General features: G+C 62.8%; 31 protein-coding genes. 3 read left to right on the top strand and 28 right to left on the bottom strand.

What is annotated here, in order from left to right; all coding sequences use genetic code 11:
* Positions 1-105 precede the first annotated feature (105 nt).
* The 7 genes from FGW20_RS09630 to FGW20_RS09600 form a co-directional block, all read right to left on the bottom strand.
* Positions 106-1536 carry an aldehyde dehydrogenase family protein gene (locus FGW20_RS09630; RefSeq protein WP_301677877.1) on the bottom strand — a complete coding sequence of 477 codons (1431 nt, stop codon included), beginning with the start codon at positions 1534-1536 and terminating at the stop codon, positions 106-108.
* 38 nt (positions 1537-1574) lie between these two features.
* Positions 1575-2642, bottom strand: coding sequence for an MFS transporter (locus FGW20_RS09625; protein WP_301677876.1), 1068 nt, complete (start codon positions 2640-2642; stop codon positions 1575-1577).
* 2 nt (positions 2643-2644) lie between these two features.
* Positions 2645-4537, bottom strand: a complete 1893-nt coding sequence (locus FGW20_RS09620; RefSeq protein WP_301677875.1) for a beta-CASP ribonuclease aCPSF1 — start codon at positions 4535-4537, stop codon at positions 2645-2647.
* Between the two features lie 20 nt (positions 4538-4557).
* Positions 4558-5202: an archaeal proteasome endopeptidase complex subunit beta gene (gene psmB, locus FGW20_RS09615; protein ID WP_301677874.1), complete on the bottom strand. Its 645-nt coding sequence runs from the start codon at positions 5200-5202 to the stop codon at positions 4558-4560.
* A 145-nt stretch (positions 5203-5347) separates the two neighbouring features.
* Positions 5348-6211 (bottom strand): CBS domain-containing protein, encoded by an 864-nt coding sequence (locus FGW20_RS09610; RefSeq protein WP_301677873.1) that lies wholly within the window; start codon positions 6209-6211, stop codon positions 5348-5350.
* Positions 6212-6225: 14 nt separating this feature from the next.
* Positions 6226-6654 (bottom strand): universal stress protein, encoded by a 429-nt coding sequence (locus FGW20_RS09605; protein ID WP_301677872.1) that lies wholly within the window; start codon positions 6652-6654, stop codon positions 6226-6228.
* 36 nt (positions 6655-6690) lie between these two features.
* The gene (locus tag FGW20_RS09600) at positions 6691-7737 is read right to left on the bottom strand and encodes an amidohydrolase family protein (protein WP_301677871.1); all 1047 of its coding nucleotides are present in this window, start codon (positions 7735-7737) and stop codon (positions 6691-6693) included.
* Between the two features lie 44 nt (positions 7738-7781).
* Between FGW20_RS09600 and FGW20_RS09595 the strand changes: the two genes are divergently transcribed.
* On the top strand, positions 7782-7940 hold the full coding sequence (locus FGW20_RS09595; RefSeq protein ID WP_301677870.1) for a preprotein translocase subunit Sec61beta: 159 nt from the start codon (positions 7782-7784) through the stop codon (positions 7938-7940).
* Here the strand turns inward: FGW20_RS09595 and FGW20_RS09590 are convergent.
* Both FGW20_RS09590 and FGW20_RS09585 read right to left on the bottom strand, forming a co-directional pair.
* Positions 7937-8686, bottom strand: a complete 750-nt coding sequence (locus FGW20_RS09590) for a coenzyme F420-0:L-glutamate ligase (protein WP_301677869.1) — start codon at positions 8684-8686, stop codon at positions 7937-7939. The two genes, FGW20_RS09595 and FGW20_RS09590, sit on opposite strands and share 4 nt — an antisense overlap.
* A gap of 978 nt (positions 8687-9664) precedes the next feature.
* Positions 9665-10897, bottom strand: a complete 1233-nt coding sequence (locus tag FGW20_RS09585) for a glycosyltransferase (RefSeq protein WP_301677868.1) — start codon at positions 10895-10897, stop codon at positions 9665-9667.
* 142 nt (positions 10898-11039) lie between these two features.
* Here FGW20_RS09585 and FGW20_RS09580 point away from each other — a divergent pair, with 142 nt between their 5' ends.
* Positions 11040-12641: an FAD-dependent oxidoreductase gene (locus tag FGW20_RS09580; RefSeq protein WP_301677867.1), complete on the top strand. Its 1602-nt coding sequence runs from the start codon at positions 11040-11042 to the stop codon at positions 12639-12641.
* 525 nt (positions 12642-13166) lie between these two features.
* Positions 13167-13433, top strand: a complete 267-nt coding sequence (locus tag FGW20_RS09575) for a DUF1922 domain-containing protein (protein WP_301677866.1) — start codon at positions 13167-13169, stop codon at positions 13431-13433.
* A 4-nt stretch (positions 13434-13437) separates the two neighbouring features.
* Here FGW20_RS09575 and FGW20_RS09570 read toward each other — a convergent pair whose 3' ends face one another.
* From FGW20_RS09570 to ehaB, 19 genes are read right to left on the bottom strand one after another with little or no spacing between them, the layout of a single operon-like run.
* On the bottom strand, positions 13438-13587 hold the full coding sequence (locus FGW20_RS09570) for a DNA helicase PriA (protein ID WP_048063768.1): 150 nt from the start codon (positions 13585-13587) through the stop codon (positions 13438-13440).
* Positions 13587-14354 (bottom strand): formylmethanofuran dehydrogenase subunit C, encoded by a 768-nt coding sequence (locus FGW20_RS09565; RefSeq protein WP_301677865.1) that lies wholly within the window; start codon positions 14352-14354, stop codon positions 13587-13589. The genes FGW20_RS09570 and FGW20_RS09565 overlap by 1 nt, the downstream gene beginning before the upstream one ends.
* Positions 14351-16051 (bottom strand): formylmethanofuran dehydrogenase subunit A, encoded by a 1701-nt coding sequence (locus tag FGW20_RS09560; RefSeq protein WP_301677864.1) that lies wholly within the window; start codon positions 16049-16051, stop codon positions 14351-14353. The genes FGW20_RS09565 and FGW20_RS09560 overlap by 4 nt, the downstream gene beginning before the upstream one ends.
* Complete coding sequence (locus FGW20_RS09555; protein WP_301677863.1) at positions 16048-17337, bottom strand: formylmethanofuran dehydrogenase subunit B; 1290 nt, start codon at positions 17335-17337, stop codon at positions 16048-16050. Before FGW20_RS09555 ends, FGW20_RS09560 begins: the two co-directional genes overlap by 4 nt.
* Positions 17327-17716 (bottom strand): molybdopterin dinucleotide binding domain-containing protein, encoded by a 390-nt coding sequence (locus FGW20_RS09550; RefSeq protein WP_301677862.1) that lies wholly within the window; start codon positions 17714-17716, stop codon positions 17327-17329. Before FGW20_RS09550 ends, FGW20_RS09555 begins: the two co-directional genes overlap by 11 nt.
* Complete coding sequence (locus tag FGW20_RS09545) at positions 17713-18321, bottom strand: 4Fe-4S dicluster domain-containing protein (protein WP_301677861.1); 609 nt, start codon at positions 18319-18321, stop codon at positions 17713-17715. Before FGW20_RS09545 ends, FGW20_RS09550 begins: the two co-directional genes overlap by 4 nt.
* 4 nt (positions 18322-18325) lie before the next feature.
* Positions 18326-19414, bottom strand: coding sequence for a hydrogenase large subunit (locus FGW20_RS09540; protein WP_301677860.1), 1089 nt, complete (start codon positions 19412-19414; stop codon positions 18326-18328).
* Positions 19411-19866, bottom strand: coding sequence for an NADH-quinone oxidoreductase subunit B family protein (locus FGW20_RS09535; protein ID WP_301677859.1), 456 nt, complete (start codon positions 19864-19866; stop codon positions 19411-19413). Before FGW20_RS09535 ends, FGW20_RS09540 begins: the two co-directional genes overlap by 4 nt.
* Positions 19863-20246 (bottom strand): EhaM family protein, encoded by a 384-nt coding sequence (locus tag FGW20_RS09530; RefSeq protein WP_301677858.1) that lies wholly within the window; start codon positions 20244-20246, stop codon positions 19863-19865. The genes FGW20_RS09535 and FGW20_RS09530 overlap by 4 nt, the downstream gene beginning before the upstream one ends.
* Positions 20243-20494, bottom strand: coding sequence for a hypothetical protein (locus FGW20_RS09525; protein WP_301677857.1), 252 nt, complete (start codon positions 20492-20494; stop codon positions 20243-20245). The genes FGW20_RS09530 and FGW20_RS09525 overlap by 4 nt, the downstream gene beginning before the upstream one ends.
* On the bottom strand, positions 20491-21336 hold the full coding sequence (locus FGW20_RS09520) for a respiratory chain complex I subunit 1 family protein (protein ID WP_301677856.1): 846 nt from the start codon (positions 21334-21336) through the stop codon (positions 20491-20493). The genes FGW20_RS09525 and FGW20_RS09520 overlap by 4 nt, the downstream gene beginning before the upstream one ends.
* 1 nt (position 21337) lies before the next feature.
* Complete coding sequence (locus FGW20_RS09515; RefSeq protein WP_301677855.1) at positions 21338-21541, bottom strand: hypothetical protein; 204 nt, start codon at positions 21539-21541, stop codon at positions 21338-21340.
* Between the two features lie 6 nt (positions 21542-21547).
* Complete coding sequence (locus tag FGW20_RS09510; protein WP_301677854.1) at positions 21548-22216, bottom strand: hypothetical protein; 669 nt, start codon at positions 22214-22216, stop codon at positions 21548-21550.
* Complete coding sequence (locus FGW20_RS09505; RefSeq protein ID WP_301677853.1) at positions 22209-22811, bottom strand: EhaG family protein; 603 nt, start codon at positions 22809-22811, stop codon at positions 22209-22211. Before FGW20_RS09505 ends, FGW20_RS09510 begins: the two co-directional genes overlap by 8 nt.
* The gene (locus FGW20_RS09500; RefSeq protein ID WP_301677852.1) at positions 22811-23275 is read right to left on the bottom strand and encodes an EhaF family protein; all 465 of its coding nucleotides are present in this window, start codon (positions 23273-23275) and stop codon (positions 22811-22813) included. The genes FGW20_RS09505 and FGW20_RS09500 overlap by 1 nt, the downstream gene beginning before the upstream one ends.
* Entirely contained in the window at positions 23272-23511 is a 240-nt protein-coding gene (locus tag FGW20_RS09495) for an EhaE family protein (protein ID WP_301677851.1), read from the bottom strand. The genes FGW20_RS09500 and FGW20_RS09495 overlap by 4 nt, the downstream gene beginning before the upstream one ends.
* Entirely contained in the window at positions 23501-23737 is a 237-nt protein-coding gene (locus tag FGW20_RS09490; RefSeq protein WP_301677850.1) for an EhaD family protein, read from the bottom strand. Before FGW20_RS09490 ends, FGW20_RS09495 begins: the two co-directional genes overlap by 11 nt.
* Positions 23730-23972 carry an EhaC family protein gene (locus FGW20_RS09485; RefSeq protein WP_301677849.1) on the bottom strand — a complete coding sequence of 81 codons (243 nt, stop codon included), beginning with the start codon at positions 23970-23972 and terminating at the stop codon, positions 23730-23732. The genes FGW20_RS09490 and FGW20_RS09485 overlap by 8 nt, the downstream gene beginning before the upstream one ends.
* Positions 23969-24454: a [NiFe]-hydrogenase-3-type subunit EhaB gene (gene ehaB / locus FGW20_RS09480; RefSeq protein ID WP_301677848.1), complete on the bottom strand. Its 486-nt coding sequence runs from the start codon at positions 24452-24454 to the stop codon at positions 23969-23971. Before ehaB ends, FGW20_RS09485 begins: the two co-directional genes overlap by 4 nt.
* Positions 24455-24551: the final 97 nt, after the last annotated feature.

Below are 24551 nucleotides of genomic sequence, written 5' to 3'. Positions count from 1 at the left end.
CTTTGAGATATTTTTCCGACACGCCGGGTACCCGATCCCGACCGCCCGGGAAGGCCCGCTTATGGTGATACGGGAGACGGAGGGCCTTCCCGGCTATATCAGGCCCTACAGCCGCACCAGAACAGCCTTCTCCTCTGTGTACTCGTCGAGCGCCCGGCTGCCGTTCTCCCTGCCGATGCCGCTCGCCTTCGTCCCCCCAAACGGCACCTCCGGCGGAATCTTCAGGTGCTGGTTGACCCAGACGATCCCCGCCTCAAGTTCTTCCGTCGCCCGGGCGATCGCGTCCGCGTTCCGGGTCCACACCGACGCCCCGAGCCCGTAACGGGAGTTGTTCGCGAGTTCGAGCGCCTCGTCGAGATCGGAGACGGCGGCGATCGGCAGCACCGGGCCGAAGACCTCCTCGGAGAAGAGGACGGAGTCGTGCGGAACACCGGCAACGAGCGTCGGCAGGAAGAAGAGGCCGCGTTCGTACCGTTCCCCTTCGAGCACCCGCCCCCCCGCGACGATCTCCCCTTCGTCCCGCTCCCGGGCGGCATCAACGACATCAACAACCCTTTTCAGGCCATCCCGGTTGTTCAGCGGCCCCATCCCGACACCGCGGTTCATGCCGTTCCCGACCACGATCCTCTCGACCCTCGCCGTCAGTTGCCGGACAAACTCGTGCGCGATCGCGTCGAAGACGTAGAGCCTCTTCACCGCCGTGCAGACCTGGCCGCAGTTGTAGTAACGTCCCCGGATGACCCCCTCGACCGCCGCTCCGATATCGGCGTCGTCCGCGACGATCATCGGATCGCTCCCCCCGAGTTCCAGCGTCAGCCGCTTCATCGTGGAGGCGGCGTCAAGGGCGACCTGGCGCCCGGTTCCGGCCTCCCCGGTGAACGAGACCTTCCGGATTGCCGGGTTCCTCGCGATCTCCCGGCCGACCGTCTCCCCCGGCCCGGTGACGACGTTCAGGACACCCGGCGGAAGGCCCGCCTCCCCGAGGATCTCCGCGAGTCTCATGCACGTCAGCGGCGCGGTCCGGGCGGGCTTCAAGACCATCGTGTTCCCTGCCGCGAGAGCCGCTCCTATCTTCCAGCCCATGATGATCGCCGGCATGTTCCAGGGGATGATCGCGCCGCAGATGCCGAGCGGGCGTCTCATGACCGTAACCCGGCCATAGCCCCTGAGGTTCGCGAACTCGCCCCGAAGCGCCGCCGAGATGCCGTGGTAGTACTCGAGGATGTTTGCGAACCCGTTGATCTCGTCGACCGCCTCGCGGATGGGTTTGCCCTGTTCGGCGGTCAGGAGCGCCGCAAGATCGGTGTTTCTCCGCCGGACCTCCTCCGCGGCGAAGAAGAGGATCTTCGCGCGATCTCTCGGGTTTTTCGCGGCCCAGTCGGGAAACGCCTCCCCGGCGGCCTCGATGGCGGACAGGACATCATCCTCGCCGCCGAGCGGCGCTTCATCGACCACGTCGCCCGTTGCGGGGTTGTGCACCGAAAACATCCTGCCGGAGACCGAATCGCGCCGCTCGCCGTCGATCAGCATCTTCATGAGTGATCCTATGGAAGGGGGTAGTAATATGCGCTCCGTCACCCGCGATACTCGCACCGGCACCTGCCGATGGGGACGGCCACCACCACCGCCATCCCGGCCAGCAGGAGGAATGCGGCCAGGAACCCGGTCCCTCCGGCAACCAGCCCGGCAAGGGCGGAGAGGAACGTGAACCCGGCGTAGGTTGCGGTGTTGAAGAGCCCGGTCATCACGCCCTGCTCGATCCTTGTCTCCGCGAGGAACGCGAGAGCCGCGACGATGAACACGCCCGACAGGGCCCCGATGGCGGGAAAAGCATAGGGCGTGAAGTAGCCCGCCAGAACCGCCACCGCCATCAGGAGCGAGGCGGCCCGGATGGTCGGGGCAGGACGGAGGGCGAGACGGGGGGTGACAAGCAGGGCAATAATCGTCGCGATGTTGATCGTCGCCAGCTGCAGGGCGAGCACCGATGAGTCGTTCCCGGTGTACTCGGGGTAGACGGCCGCCACCGCCCCGGTCATCCCCACGAGGACGACCGCTGCGGCAAAGAGCCAGAAGTAGTTCCGCACGATCCCAACAAAATCCGCTTTCGCAAAACCCACACGCTCGCTCTCCCGGACGATAAAACTCATTGCAGCCGCGGGGACCGTAAGCGCCGTAAAGAGAGCGATCCCCGCAAGGTGGCTGCCGAAGAGGGCATCGAGCCAGCCCGTCGCGAGGAGCCCCACGACCAGCCCGAGGTTCAAGGCCGCCATGACGTAGCCGCTGAGTTGCCCGGCCGGGGGCTGGGAGTTCGCCCACGCGAGAGCCGCCGAGAGAAAGAGCCCGGCCCCGATCCCCTCGACCACCCGGAAGATGAGGAGCGGCAGGTCTGAAGGAAAGAGCAGAATGAGAATGCCGCTTGCAAGAGTCAGGAGAAGCCCGGTGCGGATGAGGGGGACGCTCCCTATCCGGTCGCTTGCAAGCCCCGCCGGCAGCACCGCGACAAACGCGCCCAAAAAGTATGCGGAGTAGACCACGCCCTGCAGTGCCGCCCCCTCGGCAAAATCGGGAAGCACCGGGACGACGGCGTTCGAGAGCGCCATCACCACGAATACCCCGAGGAGGATGGGGAGTTTTTGCAGCATCCCTAGATCATGCGGTATGTCTCGAGGTTCATGGGGGAATGCGTCTCGATACGGTGCCGCTTGTAGATAGAACTCGCAAGGTCGATGGTCTTGTTCTCGTCGCCGTGGATGGTGAAGATCTTCTCCGGGCGCGGCTGAAGGTGAGCGACGTAGTTCATCAACTGTTTGCGGTCGGAGTGGCCGGAGAACCCGTCGCTCGTCGCGATCTCGAGGTTGATCACGATCGTCTCGCGCCAGCCGAGCGGGATCTCGCGCCACCCCTTCTGGATGCGCCGTCCGAGCGTCCCGTCCGCCTGGTAGCCGACGAAGATGAGCGAGTTGCGCTCGTCGGGGCCGAGAGCCTTGAGGTACTCCATCACCGGCCCGCCGTTTAACATACCGCTCGTCGTGATGATGACACAGGGGTCGCCCGTTATCACCTTCTCGCGGATAGCCGGCGAGTCCACCTGGACGAACGCCTCCGAGAGGAAGGGGTTCAGCCCTTCGCGGAAGATCTGGTTTCTGAGATCGTTGTTGAGGTACTCCGGGTAGGTTGTGTGGATCGCCGTCGCTTCCTTGATCATACCGTCGAGGTAGATCTTGACCGGCGGGATCTTCTGCCGCCGGATACCCTCCTCGAGGGCGAGCATGACCTCCTGCGACCGCCCGACGGCGAACGCGGGAATGATCACCTTGCCCCCCCGCTTGATCGTCGTCGAGACCGTCTCGTAGAGTTTGTCCTCCGCCTCTTTCCTCTGGGGCTGGATATCGTTCGACCCGCCGTAGGTGCTCTCCATGAAGAGCGCTTCAAGTCGGGGGAAGGACGAGACCGCCGGGGAGAACAGCCGTGACTTCTGGTAATTGAAGTCGCCGGTGAACGCGATGTTGTAGAGCCCCTCGCCGATATGGAAGTGCGCGATGGCCGACCCGAGGATATGCCCCGCGTTGTGGAAGGTGAGTTTGACGTCGGGGGCGATATCGGTCACGCTGCCGTAGTTGAGGGTGATGGAGTGTTGCATGTAGGTCCGCACCTCGTTCGAGGTGTAGGGGATCCTGTCCGTCTCCTTTCTGACGACGTCCAGGTAGTCGAGCTGGAGCATCGTCGAGAGATCTCTCGTCGGAGCCGTCGAGTAGACCGGCCCCTCATAGCCATACTTGTAGAGGAGAGGGACGAGGGCGCAGTGGTCGAGGTGCGCGTGGGTGAGCACCACTGCATCAAGCGTGTTGAGCGGGTAGATCTCGGGCACATAGAGGTATGGCGTCCCGTTCGTGGTGCTGCCCGGCTTTTCGCCGCAGTCGACCAGGATCTTACTCTCTGGCGTCGAGATCAGGAACGCAGCGCGGCCGACCTCGCGGCAGCACCCGAGCGTCGTGACCCGCAGCCACTGGTCTTTGCTCGTGACCTCGCGGTGGATACGACGGCCGATCGTACGCAGAAACGCTTTGCGCTCGTCCCTCACCGAGCGGAGGTAGGTGCGGATCTGCTTCACCGTCGAGCTCTCGATGGGCGGCGTCCGGACAACTTTCGGCGTCCAGCCGATCTGCTTCGTGATCTCCCGGAGGGTTACCCCGTTCTTGCCGATGACCACGCCGGGCTTCTCCGCCTCGATCAGGACTTCGCCGGTCTCCGGGTCGAAGAAGAAGTCGGTGATCCCTGCATTCTCCGGGACGACTGCCCGGATCTCCTGGGCTGCCCGTTCGGGATCTTCGAGGATATTCGGGCGCACGACGATGCGCTTCCGCAAGTCGCGTGCCAGTATTTTTATCAAGTCCGCCTGGTCGGCAAACTGTTTCGGATCATCGGTGTAGATGACGAGCTCGGGACCTTCAAACTCGACGTTTGAGATCGTTATCCCGCTGGGAACAATCTTATTGATCTGCTCCTTAAGCTCCTGGAGTTTCTCTTCGATAACCATTAAAATCGTCCTAAAAAATATCAGGGTGTTGAGCGGGCTGCTGACGGTCTCTGCAACCCGGTCTCGATGTGTTCTTCGTATTTGTCCTTCGTGATAACGACCACCATGATATCCTCGCCGGATGCGGAATCACGGCGCATCGCCGATCTGACGGCACGGACGGCGAGATCTTTCGCCTTGTCCTCCTTCATGCCGGCCCGGTACTGGTCTTCGAGCACACCGTAGGCGAACGGTGATCCCGAGCCGGTGGCGACGATATCCTCTTCCTTGGTCGCCCCGCCCATGGCGTCGACGGAGTAGACGCTCGGCCCCTCGTCGTCGAACCCGCCCATCAGGAGCTGGACGTAGTAGGGATAGTAACGGTTCTGGTTCAAGTAGTTCGAGAGCAGGGTCGATGCGGCACCCACAGACATCGTCTTGCCGCGGCGCATCTCAAAGAGGTTGCACTCGACCTGCAGGATCCGAACGAGCTGCTGTGCGTCGCCGACGCCACCGGCGGTGGTCAGACCGATTCTCGGCGTGATCTGGTAAATCTTCTTCGCACGCTTGCTTGCGATCATGTTCCCCATCGTCGCTCGCATCTCCGTTGCAAGAACCACGCCGCCATCGAAGATCAATCCTACGGTAGTTGTACCTTTCATTATTTCCTGGGAAGTATCAAGCATTGAAGCACCCCTAAAACCATTAAAACGCCTTATCTCGCTCAAAAGCGGTTAAGCGTATAGCGATATCATAAAACATAAATTTATCGTCGTACCGGGTCACGGCACGACAGGGATAGGCATCTGTATATTATATGAATGTTGCCCCTTAATTCTTTCGCAGGGCCTGCTGCTGGTCAGGCAGCAGCACTTTGATCAACTCACGGTCGAAGAGCATGGCGACAAGCCGCTTGTTCCCGTTGACCACCGGGAGCTGGTCGACCCGGGCCCGCCGCATCTTCAGTGCGCATTCGCCGACCTCGGCATTCAGGGGGACGGCGAGGACGTTCTTGACCATCGCGTTCTTCACGGGGATCGGAAGGAGCTGGATCTTGGAAATGCCGTAGCTGATGGTGTGCATGTCCCTGATGCTCTCCCACGTCCACTCGTCGTCGTCTGTGCCGTTCGAGAAGTCGCTGACCTCGACACCATCCTCGATGCGGGAATGCCTGATGAGATCCCGCTCCGATATGATTCCGGTGAGCGTGCCGTCCTCCATCAGGACAGGGATGGCATCGTAACCCGAGATCTCGAGGATCCTCCCGACGAGTGAGAGGGGTGTCTCCTCCCAGAGAGCGTAGGTCTTGCTGACGTAGTTCTCCTTGATGGGAAGGGAAATGCGGAGCTGGGCGATGGCGCCGATGAGGTCGGCCACGCTGATCAGTCCGACCATCGTCCCGTTCTCTATGACGGGGAGCCTCCTGATGTTGTGGCGCACCATCAACTGCGCCGCCTCCGAGATGGGGGCGTCCGGCCGGATAGCGACAGGATCGGGTGTCATCAGGAGCCCGAGCTGGGTCTCTTCCGCTTTGCGGAGGAGATCTTTTCGGGTGATGATACCGACGAGCTCGCCGTCCTTCAGGACAGGGACGCCGCTGATGCCGGTGCGTTTCAGGATACGCAGGACATCGTCCCGGTTCCCGGGGATCTCGACGCAGACGACGTCGGTTATCATGAAGTCCCGGACGAGCATCTGTTGCAGAGCGGTTATGATCTCACCACCGTTGTCGTAACAGGACTGTTTTGCACCACGTAGTCGGTCACGCTCCCGAGCAGGAGCCGATCGACACCGCTCTTCCCGTAGGAACCGAGTAGAATGAGATCGGCACCCAGCTCTTCGGCAAGAGAGATGATCTGGGACCCCGCGTGCCCCTGCCGCAGATGCGTGGTCAGTGAAACTCCCGCCGCATCCGCTTTCTTACGAGCCATTTCAAGAACGTCCTCGCCTTCCTTTTGCAAAACACTGTAGATTATCTCGAGTGTGTTGTCCATGGGAAGGGAAGAAAATAGCCCGGATTCAACCACATATACAACGTGAACTTCGGCTTTCCAGACGCTGGCCTCACCGAGGGCTGTCTCAAATGCCCGGTTAGCCGGTTCTGAGCCGTCTATAGCGACGAGTATCTTACGGAACATACACACCACGCAGAACAGACACTTCTTATCTGATTTCTATTGCATGGTTAAAACTGTTTGGCAAATAGATGAAGAATCTAGCCGTTTCACAATAGTTGTCTGGATGTCTTTGCTGAAAGAAATATTGTTTCTTAGCGGATTTATGACCAGGAAATTCGCTTTCTGCCCTTCCTCAAGGTACCCGGATACCCCCGCAAACCCGGCCCCCGACACCGCGGCGCGGAGGATCTCGTCGGGACGCGCGCGGTATACGGTCGCGGCAAACGCCATCTCCTGAAGCATATCGGGCTGAACGAACATCACGTTGTCTGTTCCGAGGTAGAGCCTGCCCCCTAGGTCGAGGATGCGTGCGATAGGCGGGTGGACCGCCGACGTCGCGACCCCGAGCAGCCAGTTTGATCTCGGGCAGACGGCGACGGGGATATCCATGTCGACGATCCGGCGGAGTTGCGCATCCGTCGCGTGGGTGCAGTGGACGAGCAGGTCGGGCTCGAACGCGAGCGCGTCGTCGACGTCGTCGGGTTTCCTCTCCCCGGCGTGGAAGGCGACGAGTTTCCCCGCGGCCCGGGCGTTCCTGACGATCTCTTCGGCGTTTCCCACGTCGTGAACGCTGCTGATACCCGCCCCGTCGCTCACCTCTTCGCCGCCTTCACGGCCGAGGATGATCGGCCGGCAGTCAAGCCCGGCCGCTGCCTCGCGGAGCGCCGCGACCCCGTCGGCGCCACCTTCGCGGAAGTCGGCAAACCCGGTCGTCCCGGTCGCGAGCATCGCAATGATGCTCGCACGCATCCCACGGACGAGTTCGGCCTGCGAGGTCGCTGCGAGGATCCGGTGTTTCAGGCCGTTCGGGGGTTTGACGAGGTCGGCAAGGCTGCCCCGGGCGGGGAGATCCATCGCGACGGTGTCGCCGAGATGCGTGTGGGCGTTGAAGAAGGCTGGCACGATCCACCTCTCGGGCGTCCGGGGGGCGGGCTCTATCGAGGTGACGATCCCCCCCGAGACGGTGATGGTGACGTCTTCTTCCCGGAGGTCTTCGCCGAGGAGCGCACGGCCGATGACGACGTAGGGTTTGGCTTCCCGCATAGCTGATCCTCTGTTTTATATATTGCAAGGGAGAATATTCTGGTATGGCGAAGAAATCTGGCGGAAGACTGGTATCCTCTGCCGGCCTGGTCAATTACTACGACAGCGACGATCACCGGGCCATCCATATCAGCCCGGTAGCCGTTATCGTGATGACCATCGTGACCGGAGTGGCAGTCTTTGTTCTCAATGCCCTCTTCTAATCCTTTTTGTTCTCCTTCAAAGCAGTCCTGACGATATCTTCCGCGGGCGTGAAGTAGACGTTATCGTGCCCGTTCCAGGTCCGGCAGTTCCGGAATACCACCGCAGGCACGCCCTGGTGGCTCTCGCCCATGACGAAGTTCGCGAAGGCCGCGATCTCGTCGACGACCGCTTCTTCGGTGATCTCGAGGACGTGGCCGAAAAGGTCGGTGTCGCCCCGGTAGTCGTCGATGCCCGTCATGCCCGCCCAGCCGATGGCGATGCCGGTCTGGCCGCGCCGGAACGCCCGGCCGCAGGTGTCGGTGACGATAACCCGGACGTTCTTGCCGGTGATGCGGCGGATAGCGTCCCGGATCTCGCCGGCAGCCACCATGGGGTCGGGAGGGAGGATGATCAGCCGGCCGTCTTCGACGTTGCTGTGGTCGACGCCCGCCCGGACGCCGATATGACCGGACGGCAGTTCGCAGAGGATGAACGGGTGTTCGAGCAGGATGTCGGTGGACGAGTCCAGCACCGCCTGTACGAAGCGCGGGTCTTCCTTCGTCTTTTCCGCGATCCGCACGGCGTCCGCACCGGGGACGATGGCAGCGAGGTCACGGGTGAAGCCCTTCGCTTTCGAGTAGACGGACGAGGCGACGACGAGGATATCCCCGTCCTCGAACGCGACCTTCTCGCAGATCAGGGCGGGAAGGTCGTCTCCTTTCTGGAACAGAGGGAGATCCCGAACACCGATTACCTGGATATCCATTGAACTCACGGATCAGTGGTCGTCTCCGATTGCAGAAAAATGCTCGGGTTTCTTTTGCCAGAGGCTCCGCTGGATTATGGGGATTATTTCCGGTTCCGGGTGGGTGTGGGGGATGGGGAGGCACGGAGTTTGAGCACCGGCAGATGTGGGTTGTGACGGGCCATAGGGCTGGAGCAGGAGCACCAAAGGTGCGGGTTGCGCAGGATGGGATGATGGGGGTTCGAGAAGACCAAGGGCCTTCGCTGTGCGGTAAACTGGATGAGCGGATGCAAGGAAAAAGCCCGGTAGAGTGGACCGTGGTGGCTGCGCACCTTCGGTGCTCGTGCTCCCGCCCTTCGGCCAGTCACATATCGCCACTGGGGGAGGGCTGACGGGGAGTGCGACGGTTCGTAGAACCGGAGCTCGACCACCATCAGGTGGGGAGTGCGAGCGAAGCGAGCTTGAGCACCGATAGGTGCGGAGGGAGCATCCCCCCTCCCCTGTCTCCTCAAACCAGATGCCTCTCCTCAAAAGCCCCCCACCGCCCGCGCTTCGCGCTCCTCCCGCCCCCCCGGGGGCGGGCAATGCATGGCGATAGCCGGTGGGAAACCGCGCACGATTCTTCCCAGAATCTCCCCATGCAGTGGACAGTGAGGATATTGCCATTGGGGGAACGACGCTCCGGAGAACGACCGTCCGCAGGATGCGATGGCCCGCAGGGCCGGAGCTTGAGAAACCCGAAGGGTTTCGGACGGGAGTTTGAGAAGCCATCAGGCTTCGAGGAGCCGAGTTCGAGCACCGAAGGTGCGAAGAGGGGCTGACGGGGAGTGCGATGGTTCGGAGCGCGACTGCTGTCCTGGCGGGAGCGTGAGCACCGAAGGTGCGAAGAACCGGAGCTCGACCACCGTCAGGTGGGAGGGGGGGCATGCCCCCCTCCCCTGTCTCCAGCTCGCAAAGAGCTGCACTATTCGTCAGCCACCCCCCACCGCCCCCCCTCGTTCACCCGCAGGACAACCCCACGTCCTCCCTCAGCCGGAACTCCGGTTCGAACGAGCCGATCAGGTCGAGGTACTGCTCGACGGTGCGGGTGAAGAGGAAGTTCTCCCGCACTCTCTCGCGCGCCGCGTTGCCCATCCGGTCGCGGAGATCGCGGTCGCGGAGCAGCCGGACGATCCGGTCCGCCGCCTCGTCGACGGATGAGACCAGAAACCCGCTCTTCCCATCCTCAATCTGCTGGCGGATGCCGCCGACGTTCCCGCCGATCACCGCGGCGCCCTTCCACATCGCCTCCGATACCGTCAGCCCGAACCCTTCACGGATGGACTTCTGGAGAACGACCGCCGCACGCCGCTGGAGCGCGTTCACGAGCGCTCCGTCCTGGACGCTTTTGACGATGATCCGCTCGTTCCTGTGGGCAAGGAGTGACCGGTAGACCTCCGCGCCCTCCGGATCGTCGGTTGCGACGTTCCCGACGAGAACCAGGGTGCACTCCTCCTCCTTCCTGGCCTTCTGGAACGCCCGGATGACCCCTTCGGGATCCTTCCAGCGGTCGAACCGGGAGATCTGCACGACGAGAGGAAGATCGGTCGGGACGCCGTAATGCTCGAGGCGCTCGTCGACGGCGCTCTCCGAGAGTTCCTTGTTCACGATGGAGAAGGGATCGATCCCGGGCGTGAAGAAGACCTGCGGTTTTCCGAGATCCCGCCGGTACTCGCCGCAGGAGAGGACGACGGCGTCGTACTTCTCGATGAACGGGGCGAGGTAGTTCCAGACCTTTCGGTTCGGTGATGTGAGGTCGAGGTGGCAGCGCCACACCCAGGGGCTCTTCTTCCGGTAATGGGTGATCAGCGGGAGCGGCTGCGGGTCGTGGATGAAGACCACGTCGTGGTCGAGGTGATTTCGTATGGCGTTCTCGTGAATGACGCTCTCGTAGATCTCCTTCTTGCGGCCGGTCATGTTGATCGGCGCTCCCTGCAGCGCGTTATGAAACTTCTTCGTCACGCTGAAGAAGTCCGGGGGGCCGTGGACGACGCGCCACCCGGTCTGTATCCCGAGGCTGTTCATCAGGAGGGTCAGGGACGCGAGGATCTGCGAGACCCCGCCGCCGTAGTAGGTGGAGTTCATGTGCATGACGTGCATGTCACGGAGCGGCCGTGCTTTCTCTTTAATGCGGCGCACGGCCTCTTTGCCGATGTACCGCTCATAGTCGTCGATCGTGTGGATTGCGCTCATCCTGATCGCACCTCCCATTCTCGCGATCGTTCTTATGCGTAACGGCGGGGAAGCCCCGCCGCTCCCGGCGCCGTACCCTGCAGAACCGCCGGACGGACGCGGAGGGGAGGCGCGTTCCATACCTATATATGCTCCCGGCATAATGCTGACCGCCCGCCGCCGCCCGAACTGCGGGCCGTGCGGGCAGAAGGAGGCTGGACGTATGGAGCATGGGCCGGGTGCATATGGCCTGCCGGGCAGGCACGGGTCGTTCTGGATGGAGACTACCGCGGCGGAGACGCCGCATCCCCCGCTGCCGGGGAATCTGGAGACCGACGTGGCGGTCGTGGGCGGCGGCATCACCGGGATCACCACCGCCGTCCTGCTCAAACGGGCCGGTTACGCGGTCACCCTGCTCGAGGGGAACCGGATCTGTCAGGGGGTGACCGGGCACACGACGGCGAAGGTCACCTCGCTCCACCGGCTGATCTACAAGGATCTCATCGACCGGTTCGGGGGCAGGCCGGCGCAGCAGTACGCCGAAGCGAACCAGGCGGCGATCGAGACGATAGCGTCTTTCGTGCGGGAGTACGGCATCGCCTGCGACTTCGCGAGAAAACCGGCCTGCACCTACGCTGAGACGGAAGAGGCCCGGGAGAAGGTCGCGGACGAGGCGGACGCGGCACGGAGTCTCGGGCTCCCGGCCGCGTTCACGGAGGAGATTCCGTTGCCGGCCCGGAGTTACGGCGCGGTGGTCTTCGAGAACCAGGCGCAGTTCCACCCGGTGAAGTACCTCCTGCACCTGGCTTCGCTGATTCCCGGCGACGGGAGCCGGATCTACGAAAATACCCGGGCGCTCGAGGTGCAGGACGGCGGAGGGCGGTGCACGGTCAGGACGGCGTCGGGAACGGTCACGGCAGATACCGTGGTTCTCGCGACCCACTACCCCTTCTACGATGCTCCCGGGTTCTACTTCGCCCGGATGGAGCCGTCGCGCTCCTACGCGCTCGGCGTCCGGCTTGACGAGCCCTTCCCCGAGGGGATGTTCATCAACGCCGACGGCCCCGCCCACTCCTGGCGGTCGCAGCCTGCCGGCGACGGCGGCGAACTCGTCATCGTCGGCGGCATGGAGCACCGGACCGGCGAGGACGTGGACACGCGGAGGCACTACCGCGACCTCGAGGCCTACGCCCGGTCGGTCTACCCGCTCCGGTCCGTGGACTACCGGTGGTCGGCGCAGGACTACATCACCGTCGACGGCGTCCCCTACATCGGCCCGCTCGCCGACGGCCACGAGAACGTCTACATCGCGACCGGGTTTCGGAAGTGGGGGATGACCAACGGCACCGCGGCCGCAACGATCATCACGGAGATGATCCGGGGCGGCTCGAACCCCTGGGCAGAGGTCTATGCCCCCGACCGGTTCAAACCGGCGGCATCGGCCCGGCGGTTCCTCGTCCACAACATCGAGGTCGCCGAGAAGTACATCGGCGGCGCGATATCCCGGCCGGCCGGCGATCTCGCGGACGTCGCAACCGGCGAGGGGAGGATCCTGATGATCGAGGGCAAGAAGGCCGGCGTCTTCCGCGACCGGGAAGGAAGGGTTCACGCGGTCAACCCCACCTGCACGCACCTCGGGTGCGTCGCAGCGTGGAACAGCGCCGAAGAGACCTGGGACTGCCCCTGCCACGGCTCCCGGTTCGATGCCGACGGGAAGGTGATCCACGGGCCGGCGGTGAAGGATCTCAAGCCGAGGGGAGGTTGAGAGGATTAGAGGGAACTGAGATGTGACGGACGAGTTGTCCAGAACATGATCTTCTAGAGAGGGTGAGAGGAGAGACCTCACCCGCGCCGGTGGCACTCATATGTGACCTTCGGGTTTGCTTGGCACGGATTTCGTGGGAATATCCCCCTAGGGGAGGGGCTGACGGGGAGTGCGATGGGCGGAACGCCCGGAGCTCGACCACCGTCAGGTGGGGAGGGGGGCTCACCCCCCTCCCCTGTCCCCACCCCCCATGGGGATACTCCCACGGTCCACTGTACCGGGCTTTTTCCCCGTTTCGGCCACTATAAGACGTGCAACGGCGAGCCATTTCATGTACCTTCGTATGAAGCAGCGGTGTATGATTGGGATAAACTCACGTGAAGACTCGAAAGATGCGAAAACTATGACGGGAAGGAATGTGTGAGACTTGCAGAATTTCGATGACTATCGACACCAGATCTAAGCACCAAAAGAAGACCGGATGGATAATTATATATCCGCCCGCCCGTACAACTCCCATTAATCATGTACCTCGTCATCCGCTGTCCGGGCTGCAAAACCTTCAGCTACGTCGACCGTTATCAGCGCTGGAGGCTCTGCCCGATGTGCGGCGAGGCGATCAACGTCCAGCGGGCGCCGGTCTACCTGGACGTCGACGACTTTTTAGATGCAGAACAGGTCGTGGAGCAGCTCGAGTCGTACCTACACCAGACGGGGAAAAAAGATCTTACGGAACAGGACATCCGCCAGCTCAGGGCGCAGTATGCCCGGTGGGTGAAGAACCGGGCCTGACCGGTCACCAAAGACGCCCGCAGCCCGGGCAGAGCATGCTCACTCTTCTTCCGCAGTGCGGGCAGTAAAGACCCGTACGCTCGTTGTTCTCCAGCGGCCTCCCGCACCGTTTGCAGTGGATCGGGGCCTCGAACCCACACTCGTGCCTGACCATCAGTCCAGATATTCGTAGCCCTTCACAAAAAGGTTTCCTTTCCCGCGGTTCGCAAGATCGCCGGCAAACTGGATAAGCGTGCGTCCTTCGTGCTGTACCGTCCCGATCTTTTTGAAGGTGGGGAGCATCCCCCGCGCGGTGCCGTAGACGTAGCAGGAGCCGCCCTTCATGTTCGCGGCCGGACGGCTGCAGTCCCCGTCGACGACGAGCGTGCCGCCGCGCATCTCCGCCCCGGGCATATCCCCGGCATCGCCGTGCACGACCACCGTGCCGCCCGCGAGGCTCTCCGCGAGGAAATCTCCGGTGTGGCCGAAGACCTCCACGGTGCCCCCTTTCATGCCCTTCCGGCCGCCACGGTATCCTGAAGCGCAGTAATCGGCGGCATCGCCCCGACAGATGATGGTTCCTCCTGCCATCTCCCGGCCGAGCCAGCCGTCAGCGTTCCCGTGGATCTCGATCGTCCCGCCGCTCATGAAGTTGCCGCAGTGCATCCCGATGCCGCCGAGGACGGTGATCTTTCCTCCGTCCATGTACTCGCCGACTCTCTTCAACCGGAACGTCTCTCCCGAGAGGACGACCTCGACGCCCTCCGCCCGATCGGCCTCGCCCTCCACCGAGACCGAGAAGACCTCGTCGAGCCGGAGCTCCCGGTTCCCCCGCCAGACCAGGAGATCGGTGCCGGCAAGGAAGTTCTTCGGGACGATCGACTCCGCCTCGATCGGGATAAATCCCTTCGCCGCGGGCTTCATCGCGAGCGTGACCTTCATAGATCCGCCTCCGTCTCGATACACCGGTTCCGGGCCAGGTACTCCTCCTGGACCGGGTAGTTGCTCATCCGGACGGTGTAGTAGCGGTCGAACTTCTCGATGAAGTCCGGATCTTTCCCCATATCGTAGTTCTCCGGAACCTTTGGTTTGACCCAGAACGTGGCGTTGGTTCCGTGAACCAGGCAGTCGCCCCGCCGGGCAACGACCCTGCCCCGCTTGATCGTGTACTCCGTCCGGCTGAACCCGTCGATCACCTTCTGGTACTCGGCCGACGGATCGACCTCATCGATCTTAAGAGGATAGATGGCGACGTCCGCATCGGCGCCTGGAGCGAGATGCCCTTTCCCGAGATCCTGGATCCCGAGCGCCCTCGCCTGGCCGGCCCGGGTCATCACCGCGATCTCGTACCAGTCCAGTTCGCGCTCGATCGCCGGGAGAGGCACCCGTGCTTCGGTATCGGGATGGATCGTGGCGAACTCGGCGTCGCGGTACTTCTTGCTCATCAGAAGGCCGATGATCTCGGGGTATTTAACGAACGGCGCACCGTTCGGGTTGTCCGTCGTGAGCAGGCACTGCCAGGGGCTCTTCGTGAGGAGCGCGAGCTCAAGCCCGATCGCCCACATGATCGAGTTGACCAGGTTCTTGCGCCGGTAGATGACCGGGATGATCCCCGAACCCGTCTCGAGCTCCACATCGTGGTTGCTCCACTTCTCGTGGTGGAGGCGGTAGAGGTTGAACTCCATCGGCCCGTCGGCGGTCATCGTCGTCGTCCGCCCGAACATCACCTGCCCCATGTCCATGACGATCTGCGGGCGCATGTCGACGTACCGCGCAATCGGCTCGCTCTTCGAGCAAAAATCCTTCCACCCCGAACCGCCGTAGGCGTGGAACTGGACGTGGGTTGCATACAGCGTCTGCCGTTTCTCGTTCAGGTCCGGGATGAGGCCGAAAGTGCCGAGCGTGCAGGAGTAGTTCCCGGGCGTCCCGAGATTGTTGCAGTGGAGGTGGACGGAGTGCGGGAGGTGGAGGAGTTCGTTCGCCTCGACGACCGACCGGATGATCTCCGCGGGCGTCACCTCAAAGTAGGGCACCGGATCGCGGATGCAGGAGACGTTCTTGCCCCACTGCCAGGCCTCGGTGCCGCCGGGATTCGTGAGTTTGATGCCGAACCCCTTCACGGCCGAAAGTGTCCAGGCGATGATGGCGGCGACCCGTTTTATGTCACCGTCGTGGATCGCCTCCATGATCCCCCAGTTCCCGTCGAAGAGGGTGTTCGCCATCGTGTCCTGCAGCGGCGTGTAGGTGAACTCTTCGTGGGTGTGGCGGGCCTCGAGCGGCGCCATCGCGCCCTCGAGAAGGGTGGTGTAGCCCATCACGCTGTAGCGGTAGCTGTTGCCGTAGGTGGTCGGGACGCTGTAGCCGGACGTGGCGTGCAGCGGTCCGCGGCGGGGCGTCCTCCCCGCCCGCATATCCTCGGGGCTCATATACCGCCCGAAGTTCACCTTCGTTCCGCAGATATGGGTGTGCGAATCGACCCCTCCCGGCATCGTGAGCATGCCGCGGGCGTCGATCACCTCCGCCGCATCGCTCACCTCCTCGACGATCTTCCCGTCGCGGATGGCGATATCCATCACTTCGGCGTTGATCCCCCGGAGAGGGTCGATCACGCAGGCGTTCTTCACCAGGAGTTCGGTCATTGTTCCAGCACCTCCTGCATCCGGGCGTACATCCGGGCGAGGACCTCCTCGTCGGAGAGGTAATCGGTAGAGAGAACCTTCCTCGTCCGGATGGGCACCCCGTCCATCCGGTATGCCGTTCCTTCCGCGTCGATCCCGGTCACCGCGACCGGGATCTGGACGTTGCAGAACGCGGTGGTGGCGTTCGGGTAGGGGTCGAGCTGGACGACCGGGATATCGGCCAGGTGTTCGAGACACTTCCGCGGGAAGTGGGCGGCCGGGTCACTCCCGACGATCAGCGCCGCGTCGCACTCTTTCCGGGCCAGGATATCCACCGCCGTCGTCTCCCCCGGATTATAGAACGCGATCCCCCGCGAGAAGTCGATCCCGAACGGGTAGCCGGTCATCCAGGTGTTCACTTCGTTCGAACCGTAGACGTTGTAGTGGCCCCGCATCGCTGAGATGGTGAACTTCGTGTGCCGGCTCAGCTCCGAGACGAGTTCGATGGCGTTCCTGATGTTCTTGTACTTCCCCTGCGTCATCGTGAGCCCGAGCCCGAAGTAGACCGCCCCAAACTTCGCGTTCATGCAGAGGTTCGCCACCCGGACGAGCTGCTCGCGGGTGACGCCCGCAACCGTCCGCGGGATCGTATCCGCCTTCCCCTGAACGATCGCCCGGAGCGCCGAGAGAACCGCATAGTCCCCGCCGGGCCTGATCTGGACGAACTCGTCGGCGATGTTCGCGGTCTCGGTCTTCCTGACGTCGATGACGATCACCTTCCGGTCGCGGAAGGCGTTCTCGAGGAAGAACCCTTCCGCATACCGCGTGTATCGCGAGAGGTGGCGGGGATGGGCGTCGATTGGGTTCGATCCCCAGTAGATGACGAGATCCGCCCGGTTCTTCACCACCCCGAGCGTGCATCCCGGGTGCCCGACCTCCTGGATGGCGAGGATCGAGGGGCCGTGGCAGACCGAGGAGGTGTTGTCGATGACACCCCGGATGAGTTCGGCCATATGCACCCCCACGCACTGCGCCTCCCCGTGGGTGCCGCTCCACCCGTAGAGGAGCGGCCGTTCGGCCTCGAGAAGCACATCGGCGGCGTAGCGGACGGCCTCGTCGTAGGTGATATCCTTCCACCGATCCCCGTCGCGCAGGATCGGGTTCTTCATCCTCTTCTCGCCCATGAACTTCGTCGTCCCGAGCTCGCAGGCATTCGTCACGGCGACCACTCTGCCCTCCTCGACTTCCACCTCGATATCGTCGCAGAGGCATCCACAGAACGGACAGACCGCGTCCTTAACGATCATAAGCAAGGCCTCCCAGGTCTTCCATCAGCTCGTGGACCAGTTTCGGCTCTTCGTCGGTCGGTTCGATCTCCACCTTGTGGGACTTGAAGTCCGGCATCCCGGTGGAGCGGGTGCCGGCGGCAACGATGTGGTTTGCGTAGGGCCCGTAGGGGACGAAGACGGTGCCCATCTCCACTTCCGGCGACGCCGCCGCCCGCATGACGACCTCTCCGCACGCCCCGGTCACCCTGACGGTATCCCTGTCATCAAGCCCGAGTTCCATCATATCGAACTCGTGCATGAAGCAGGTCGAGGTCTCGGCCGCGTATTCGGCGGAGGTCTTGTTCTCGACGGTCACGCCCTGGTTCACCGTCCGCCCGGTGAGCATGAGAAACGTCATGCCTCCGCCTCCTCAAGGTGCACCCCTTCCACCATGCGGGCAACCCGGATCGCGCGGTTCGGGCAGTTCTCCTCGCAGGTCTTGCACCCCGTGCACTTCTCCTCGTGGAGGATTCGCACCCGGCCGCCCTCGATCCGCATGATCACCTCGTCGCTCGCGGACGTCCCGGTCCCCGCGAGCTGGGGATCGATCTGCCGGTTGACCGGGCAGGAGACGCAACAGTTCCCGCACCGCATGCAGAGGTTGTCGTCGACCTCCAGGTGGTACCACGAGGCGAACGTCGTCCTGTCGTGACCGGTGAGGTCGAGGATCCGGCCGCTTGAAAGGACGCCCTCGGGGCACGCCTCCACACAGAGACCGCACCGGATGCAGTGGCCGGGGTAGACCTCCGGCTCCCATTCGTCCTTCTTGCGGAGGACCGCGATCGCTCCGGGTGCGGGGCAGATCATCATGCAGGAGAAGCACCCCGTGCACTCCTTGCCGGTCAGGGCTGGATAATCCTTGAAGTAGGTGGGGGTCTCGAGCGGCGCGGTCTTTACCGAGAAGAACTTCCGGATCCATTCCGGCCGGAGGAACTCCCGCACGTAGTAGATGAACGATCGCACCCCTTCACCTCTCGTTGCATGCGACGCAGGGGTCGCTGCTGATGAACGTCGACGTCACGTCGGCGATCGACGTGGCACCCTTGATCATCGTGTGGGCGCAGGCCTCGATGTTCATGATTGACGGCGTCCTGATTGCTATATCAACCACCCTGCCGTATTCGTCGGTCTTTATGGTGTAGGTCAGCTCGCCCCGGGGAGCTTCGCCGGCATACGAGGTCTCCCCCGCTTTGCAGAGGCCGCCACCCCGGATGGGGCCTTCGGGAAGGGTTTCTATACACTTGCGGATCAGGTCGATGCTCTGGAAAACCTCCTGGAACCTGACCATGTTCCGGGCGAAGTTGTCGCCCTCTGTCCGGGTAATCTGGGTAAATCCGAGCGCCCGGTAGGTCGGGTGGCGGAGACGGAGGTCGGAGTCCTCGACACCGCTCGCTCGGGCGGTGGGCCCGACGGTGTGGGCGCGGATCGCCTCCTCATGGCTCATGAACCCGATCCCCTTGCTCCGAAGCGCAATCAGCGGGCCGGTCTCGAAGATCCGGACGTACCGCTTCATCTCCTCCTCTACCTTCACGAGGTCGGCGAGCATCGCTGCGGCGTCTTCCGGCAGGAGGTCGAACCGAACCCCTCCCGGGATCATGTAAGCGGTGTTAATCCTCGAACCCGTGATCCGCTCCAGGTTGTCGAGCACTATCTCCCGGGTATTCAGGAGATACATCGCGAGCGTCTCGTGCTCGATCGTGTAGCAGTAGGAGAAGTTCGCGATGAGATGACTTGCCATCCTGTCGAGTTCGTTGACGACGACCCGGAGGTAGGCCGCCCGCGGCGGAACCGCGATATCACTGATCTCTTCCATCGTCTCGATGAAGACCATGTTGTGGATGACCGAGCAGATGCCGCAGACCCGTTCGGCGAGGAACATCACCTCTTGCCAGGGCCGGCCGCGCATGATCCGCTCAATCCCCTTCTTCATGTAACCGAGTTCCATCTCGGTCTTGAGCACCCGCTCGCCCGCCGTCTCACACTTGAGGCGGACGGGCTCCTTCCAGCAGGGGTGCATCGGGCCAAGCGGGATGGATACGTCGACGCTCTTCTTCATAACTGTTTTTCCTCGTAATCCTTGTATATCAGCGGCGCGACCGAGAGTATGGCGTTTAAGATCTCCGTCGGGCGGGGCGGGCAGCCCGGCACCTGTGCGGCTATGGGTATGTACTTCTCGACGGGCGGGCTCGTCAAGGTACCCCTACGGGCATAGACGCACCCCGATATCGGGCAGTTCCCGATGGCAACGGCCACTTTCGGCTCCGGGATCTTGTCCCAGATGTCGCGGAGCTTGTCTACCCACTGTGGGGTGACCGAGCCGATCACCAGGAGGACGTCGGCCTCCCGGGGGTTGTTGTGGACGTAGATCCCGTACTGCTCGATGTCGTAGCGCGGCGCGAGGCAGGCGAGCACCTCGATGTCGCAGCCGTTGCACGACCCGACGTCGACATAAGCGACGTGGATCGACCTCGACCGGACGGCGTTCTTGATATCCTGGAGGATGCTCATGAGAGGACCGCCTCCCGGATCCGTTCTTTTCCTCTCGCGATCGCGTCATTGAAGGGCATATCCTGTGTCATCGCTGTTGTATCCGCATAGATTGTCTGCATTGTTTCTGTATCAACGAGGGGTATGAACCGGGTGAAGAGTTCGTACCCGAGTTCTTCCGCCAGAGGATCGCCGTCGTCCGCGTGCTGCAGTCCCATCTCCCACCGCGACCCGAGGTTCTCGAGCAGGGACATATCGAGCCGGCGGATCAGCACCATGCGCAGCTTTGCATTGCTCACCCCGAGATGCTGTGCAATCGCCCGGACGGTCTCGTCGTGCCGTGTGCTTGTCAGGATATTGTACTTCATCTGCCGGAGGTCTTTTTCATAAAGGAACTTCATGCAAGCACCCCCGCTGCGTTCGCCGCCGCGTAGGTGAGGAATCCGAGCACCATCACCCAGAGCAGCGCCGTCTCGTAGCGTTTCAGGGCGAGTTCGTCGTGCATCCAGGTGAGGGCCGCGACGACGGCAAGCAGGACGACTCCCGCCAGTGCCTGGCCGGCCAGGCTCCCGTCCTGCACAACCTGGACGAGGAATATCGCTATGTAAAAGGCCGCTCCTGCCGTGATCAGTAGCCGTAACGCGTTCATCCCATGATCACCCCGAGAATGATGATGTAGATGACGAGCGCGCCCGTCACCAGGCTCTGCACCGTCACGGTGTCGTAGGGCGAGAGCATGGGCGTGACGGCGCAGACGAACGAGAGCGATACCAGGACGATGAGCATCGCGAGCAGCGTCAGGGCAAGCGGCAGCGAGCCGATGAAGATGAGGACAAACGCGTAGAGGAGCACGTAGGTCTTGAGGGCGTACGCCACCTCGAGCGCGGCGCGCCAGACCCCGAAGTGCTCGGTCATGTTCCCGCTCACGATCTCCTTCGCCTCGATGATCGAGAAGGGGCCGTAGTGCATCTTGGAGAGGATCACGAGATACATCGCCACGGCCGCCGGGAACGCGATGATGAGGAGCGGGCCGTGAACCTCCTGGTAGGCCGCGATATCCGCGATCGAGAGCGAGTGGGTGAAGAAGTAGATCGCGACGACGGTGACGAGGAGCGGCAGCTCCGACGCTGCCGAGATAACCGACCGTATAGCCCCGAACTTCGTGTACGGCGAGCCCGTCGAGAGCCCCATCCCGTGCTCCACGATCTTATGAAGAAGGTAGACCGCAAAGAGGAGGAGGATGCTCCCTCCCGAGAGGAGGAGGAAGAGGGCTGCGCTCCAGATGCCGATCGCCACGACGACGATCCCGATGAAGAGCGCATGGCTGGCTGTCTTCGGTATCCAGGTCTCCTTGAAGGAGAACTTCAGGGTGTGCAGGATCTCCTGCCAGATCGGCGGCCCCGGCCGCCCCTGGATTCTCGCGATGACTTTCCGGTGTATGCCGTGGAAGAGCAGGCCGATGAAGGTGGCAAAGAGCAGGTATTCGATCATGTCAGTATCCTATGAACGGGATATCTTCTTCTCCGGGTTTTGCGTTCCACCACAGTGCGATGAAGATGACGAAGGCAGGGAACATGACGACCGCGACGAGTTCGGCAGCCCATACCGGGAGGTATCCGAGAGCGGCAAGCAGCCCGGTCGCTGCTGAGATGCCCGCCGCGGCAAGCCCGACAATCAGTGCAGTCTGTTTCTTCATAGTTCATCACATCGATAGGACGATCTCTATTACGCGCAGGAAGAGGAGGAGCGAACTGACGTGGACCATCAGGACGAACGGCGCTCCCTGCGCCCTCGTGATCTCCGCCTTTGCAATGTAAAACGGCGCCATGCCCTCTCCCATGACGCCGAGCACCAGGAACGCCTTCGCGAAGAGGGGGACCGCCACCGCGCCGGTGAAGAGTTCCCACATGCTCAGCGTGCCGGTGCTGGCGAGGACGATCGCTGCACCCCCAAAAAGCGGGACCGTGGCGAGCATCACGACAATGCCATACTGGAACGCAGCGTTCAGGACGTGCCGGTTCCGGTAGGCCGCAACGATGCCGATGTTCGTGATCCCCACCAGCGAAGCGAAGAGGGTGAAGTTGAAGACGTCTCCGGTCACCATCGCCCCGAGCGTGGCGAGCCCGCAGGCGATCGCCATGAACCGCTGGAACCGCAGGAGGTTCGCCTCGACCTCTTTCGTGTAGTAGGCGTCGCCGCCGAACGCGAAGTCCACCTGCCGCTCCGGGCGGCTTACGATGGCGAGCACCGTGAAGATGAGGGCGAAGACGAAAAGCGCCGCGGTGTAGGGGCTGAAGTAGGCGACGATGTCGCCGAACTCCAGCACGAAGAGTTCCGGCCCGCCGATGTTCGTCGTGGGGAGATCAAACATCCGGACCACCTCCGCGCATCGTCCCGACGAGGGACATCTTTGCCATCACCTTGATGAGGATCGCGCCTCCGGCGATCATCACCGCGAAGAACCAGTATCCAGGAAGGAACATGAAGATGAAGAACGCTCCTATCCAGAACGCCCACGCGTAGCCGCTCACGGTCTCGATCAGTTCAAACTGCTCGATGTGCCCCCGGCACATGAAGTAGAAAACCGCGCCGACCGCGGCGATCACGCCGCCGGTGAATCCCGAGAGGACGATGCCGTAGGCGACCAGAATCAGCGCGAGGATGCCCGGAGCACTGTCCATCACCTCGATCCGGAACGGCGGTTCCTGTGGTGCCCGGAGCCCTTCTTTCGCGATGTAAACCTCCGAGACGGCCATCAGTTCGGATATCCCGACAACGAGCCCCGGGAGGATGAGCGCCTCGGCGAGGTCGGTGGCGACGAGCGCGATCAGGACGAGGGCGAGGATCTCCGCGAGGTCGGTGAGGAGGATCCGGTGCAGGTCGTCCTTCTCCCGGACGAGGGCGGTAAACCCGATGATGATCGCGGCCGCGAAGACGACCAGGCCGACCGGGTAGGCAATCTCCATCAGTCATCCCTCCTGAAGAGGTAACTCGCGATCCCGAACGCCACGAAGAGGATGCTCGTCTCGACGACGGTATCCAGCCCCCGGGTATTGTAGAGGATCTCGTCGAGGATGCCGCCCGGGTGAGCGACGATCGTTGTCCCCATATGGTGGGTGGTGTCGGCGAGCCACTGGCTGAACGGTGTCAGGTAAGCGGTCACGTAACCGGCGTAGGGTGAGTTTTCCGGGTACTGCGCCTTCACGGGGGTCGTCCCGAAGGGCACGCCGCCCCGGTCGTAGGGGTCGAGGGTGCTCGCGGGGTCGAGGGTCTTTTCGTAGAGCTGGTCGTCCTGGTAGGCGATGAACGGCAGGGTGACGAGGCCGAGCACGACGACGACGATTGCAAGGAGCGCATACAGCGCGGTGAGGTTCTCGACCCGTGAGATTATCGCTGATATCCGGGTGATGATCGACTGGTTCGGCGTCATGGTGCGGCCTCCTTGCGTTCGATGGCCCGGACGAGGACAAAGGTCGAGATCGCCGTAACCCCGATGAACGTCAGCAGGGCGAGCATCTCGTCGTAAGCGAGCATGATCAGGAGGAGGCCGAACGCGGGGATCTCGAGGCTGATCAGCCTCCCGAGGTAGGTCATCGGGCGCGGGAACCCGGCGGCGATCACCCCGACGATGAGGATGATGCAACCGAGGACGAACTCAGGCGTCATGGGCATCCCTCCTGCAGATCAGCAGTATGATGATCGTGGTGACGGGGACAATCAGGCTGACGGCGATGAGGACGTCCAGGTAGCCGCGGGCGGCGATAAACGGCGCGATGCCGCCGAAGATGATCCCGACGGCGATCAGCTTGCCGAAACGGTCCCGCTGGAGGTGGGCACTCACCGCCCCGATGAGCGCCACGGCCGCGAAGAGGATCACGAGAATGTCATCCACGCCGCTCACCCCCCGCATACGTGCTCGCTATGGCGTTCGCCTCAAGCGTCGAGCCGACGAAGTAGGCCGCGGCCGCGACGAGGGCGAGCGGGTGGTCGAGCAGCAGGACGATTGCTCCCGCGACGGCGAAGTTCATGACGTTCACGTAGGGGAGCTTTCTCCCCGTGTTCTTCTCGACGGTGGCCCTGATCGCGGCAAAGACCGCAATCGCGGCCACGAGATAGAGCGCGATCACTGCCGAACCCTCCAGAGTCGTGCAAGAAGCCGGCTCGCGTGGGCGTGGGAGAGCCCCTGGATGGTGAGGATGGCGATCACCATCCCCGCGATGAAGTCCGTTGCGGCGAACCCGACCTGGGTGAAGCCGTAGACGACGAACGTGGCGAGAACCGCGCCGGTGGTTCCGGCGTAGCCGGGGTCGTGGCAGATGCGGTTGCCGATGAAGACAAGCGCGGCTGCGACGAGCCCGCCGGGGATTCCGGCGACGTAGACGCCGCAGGCGGCAAGGAGCGTCCCTGCCGAGGCGTCGGGGGAGCAGACGATGTTCCCCATCATGGTGCCGCCACTAAGAGCGCCGCCGCCGGCCTCGATATCCCGTGCGATGGCAGAAGCTCCGCTGACACCCCCCGCTTCCGGCAACCGGAAGAACACATCGACGGTTACGAAGAGTATCCAGCTGACGATCGCTGCCGCCAGAATATGGAGGAGTTGGCCCAGCATTTTATTTCAACTAAAGGAAAATACGGTCAATCTATTCAATAAAGGTTTTGTTGTTAACATTTCAGGCGTTATTTTACCGAAATGCGCCTCAGGCGCG

Origin of the sequence: Methanoculleus methanifontis (assembly GCF_030464365.1) — an archaeon.
Taxonomy (GTDB): Archaea; Halobacteriota; Methanomicrobia; order Methanomicrobiales; family Methanoculleaceae; genus Methanoculleus; species Methanoculleus methanifontis.
This window is presented reverse-complemented; position numbering and strand designations above follow the sequence as displayed.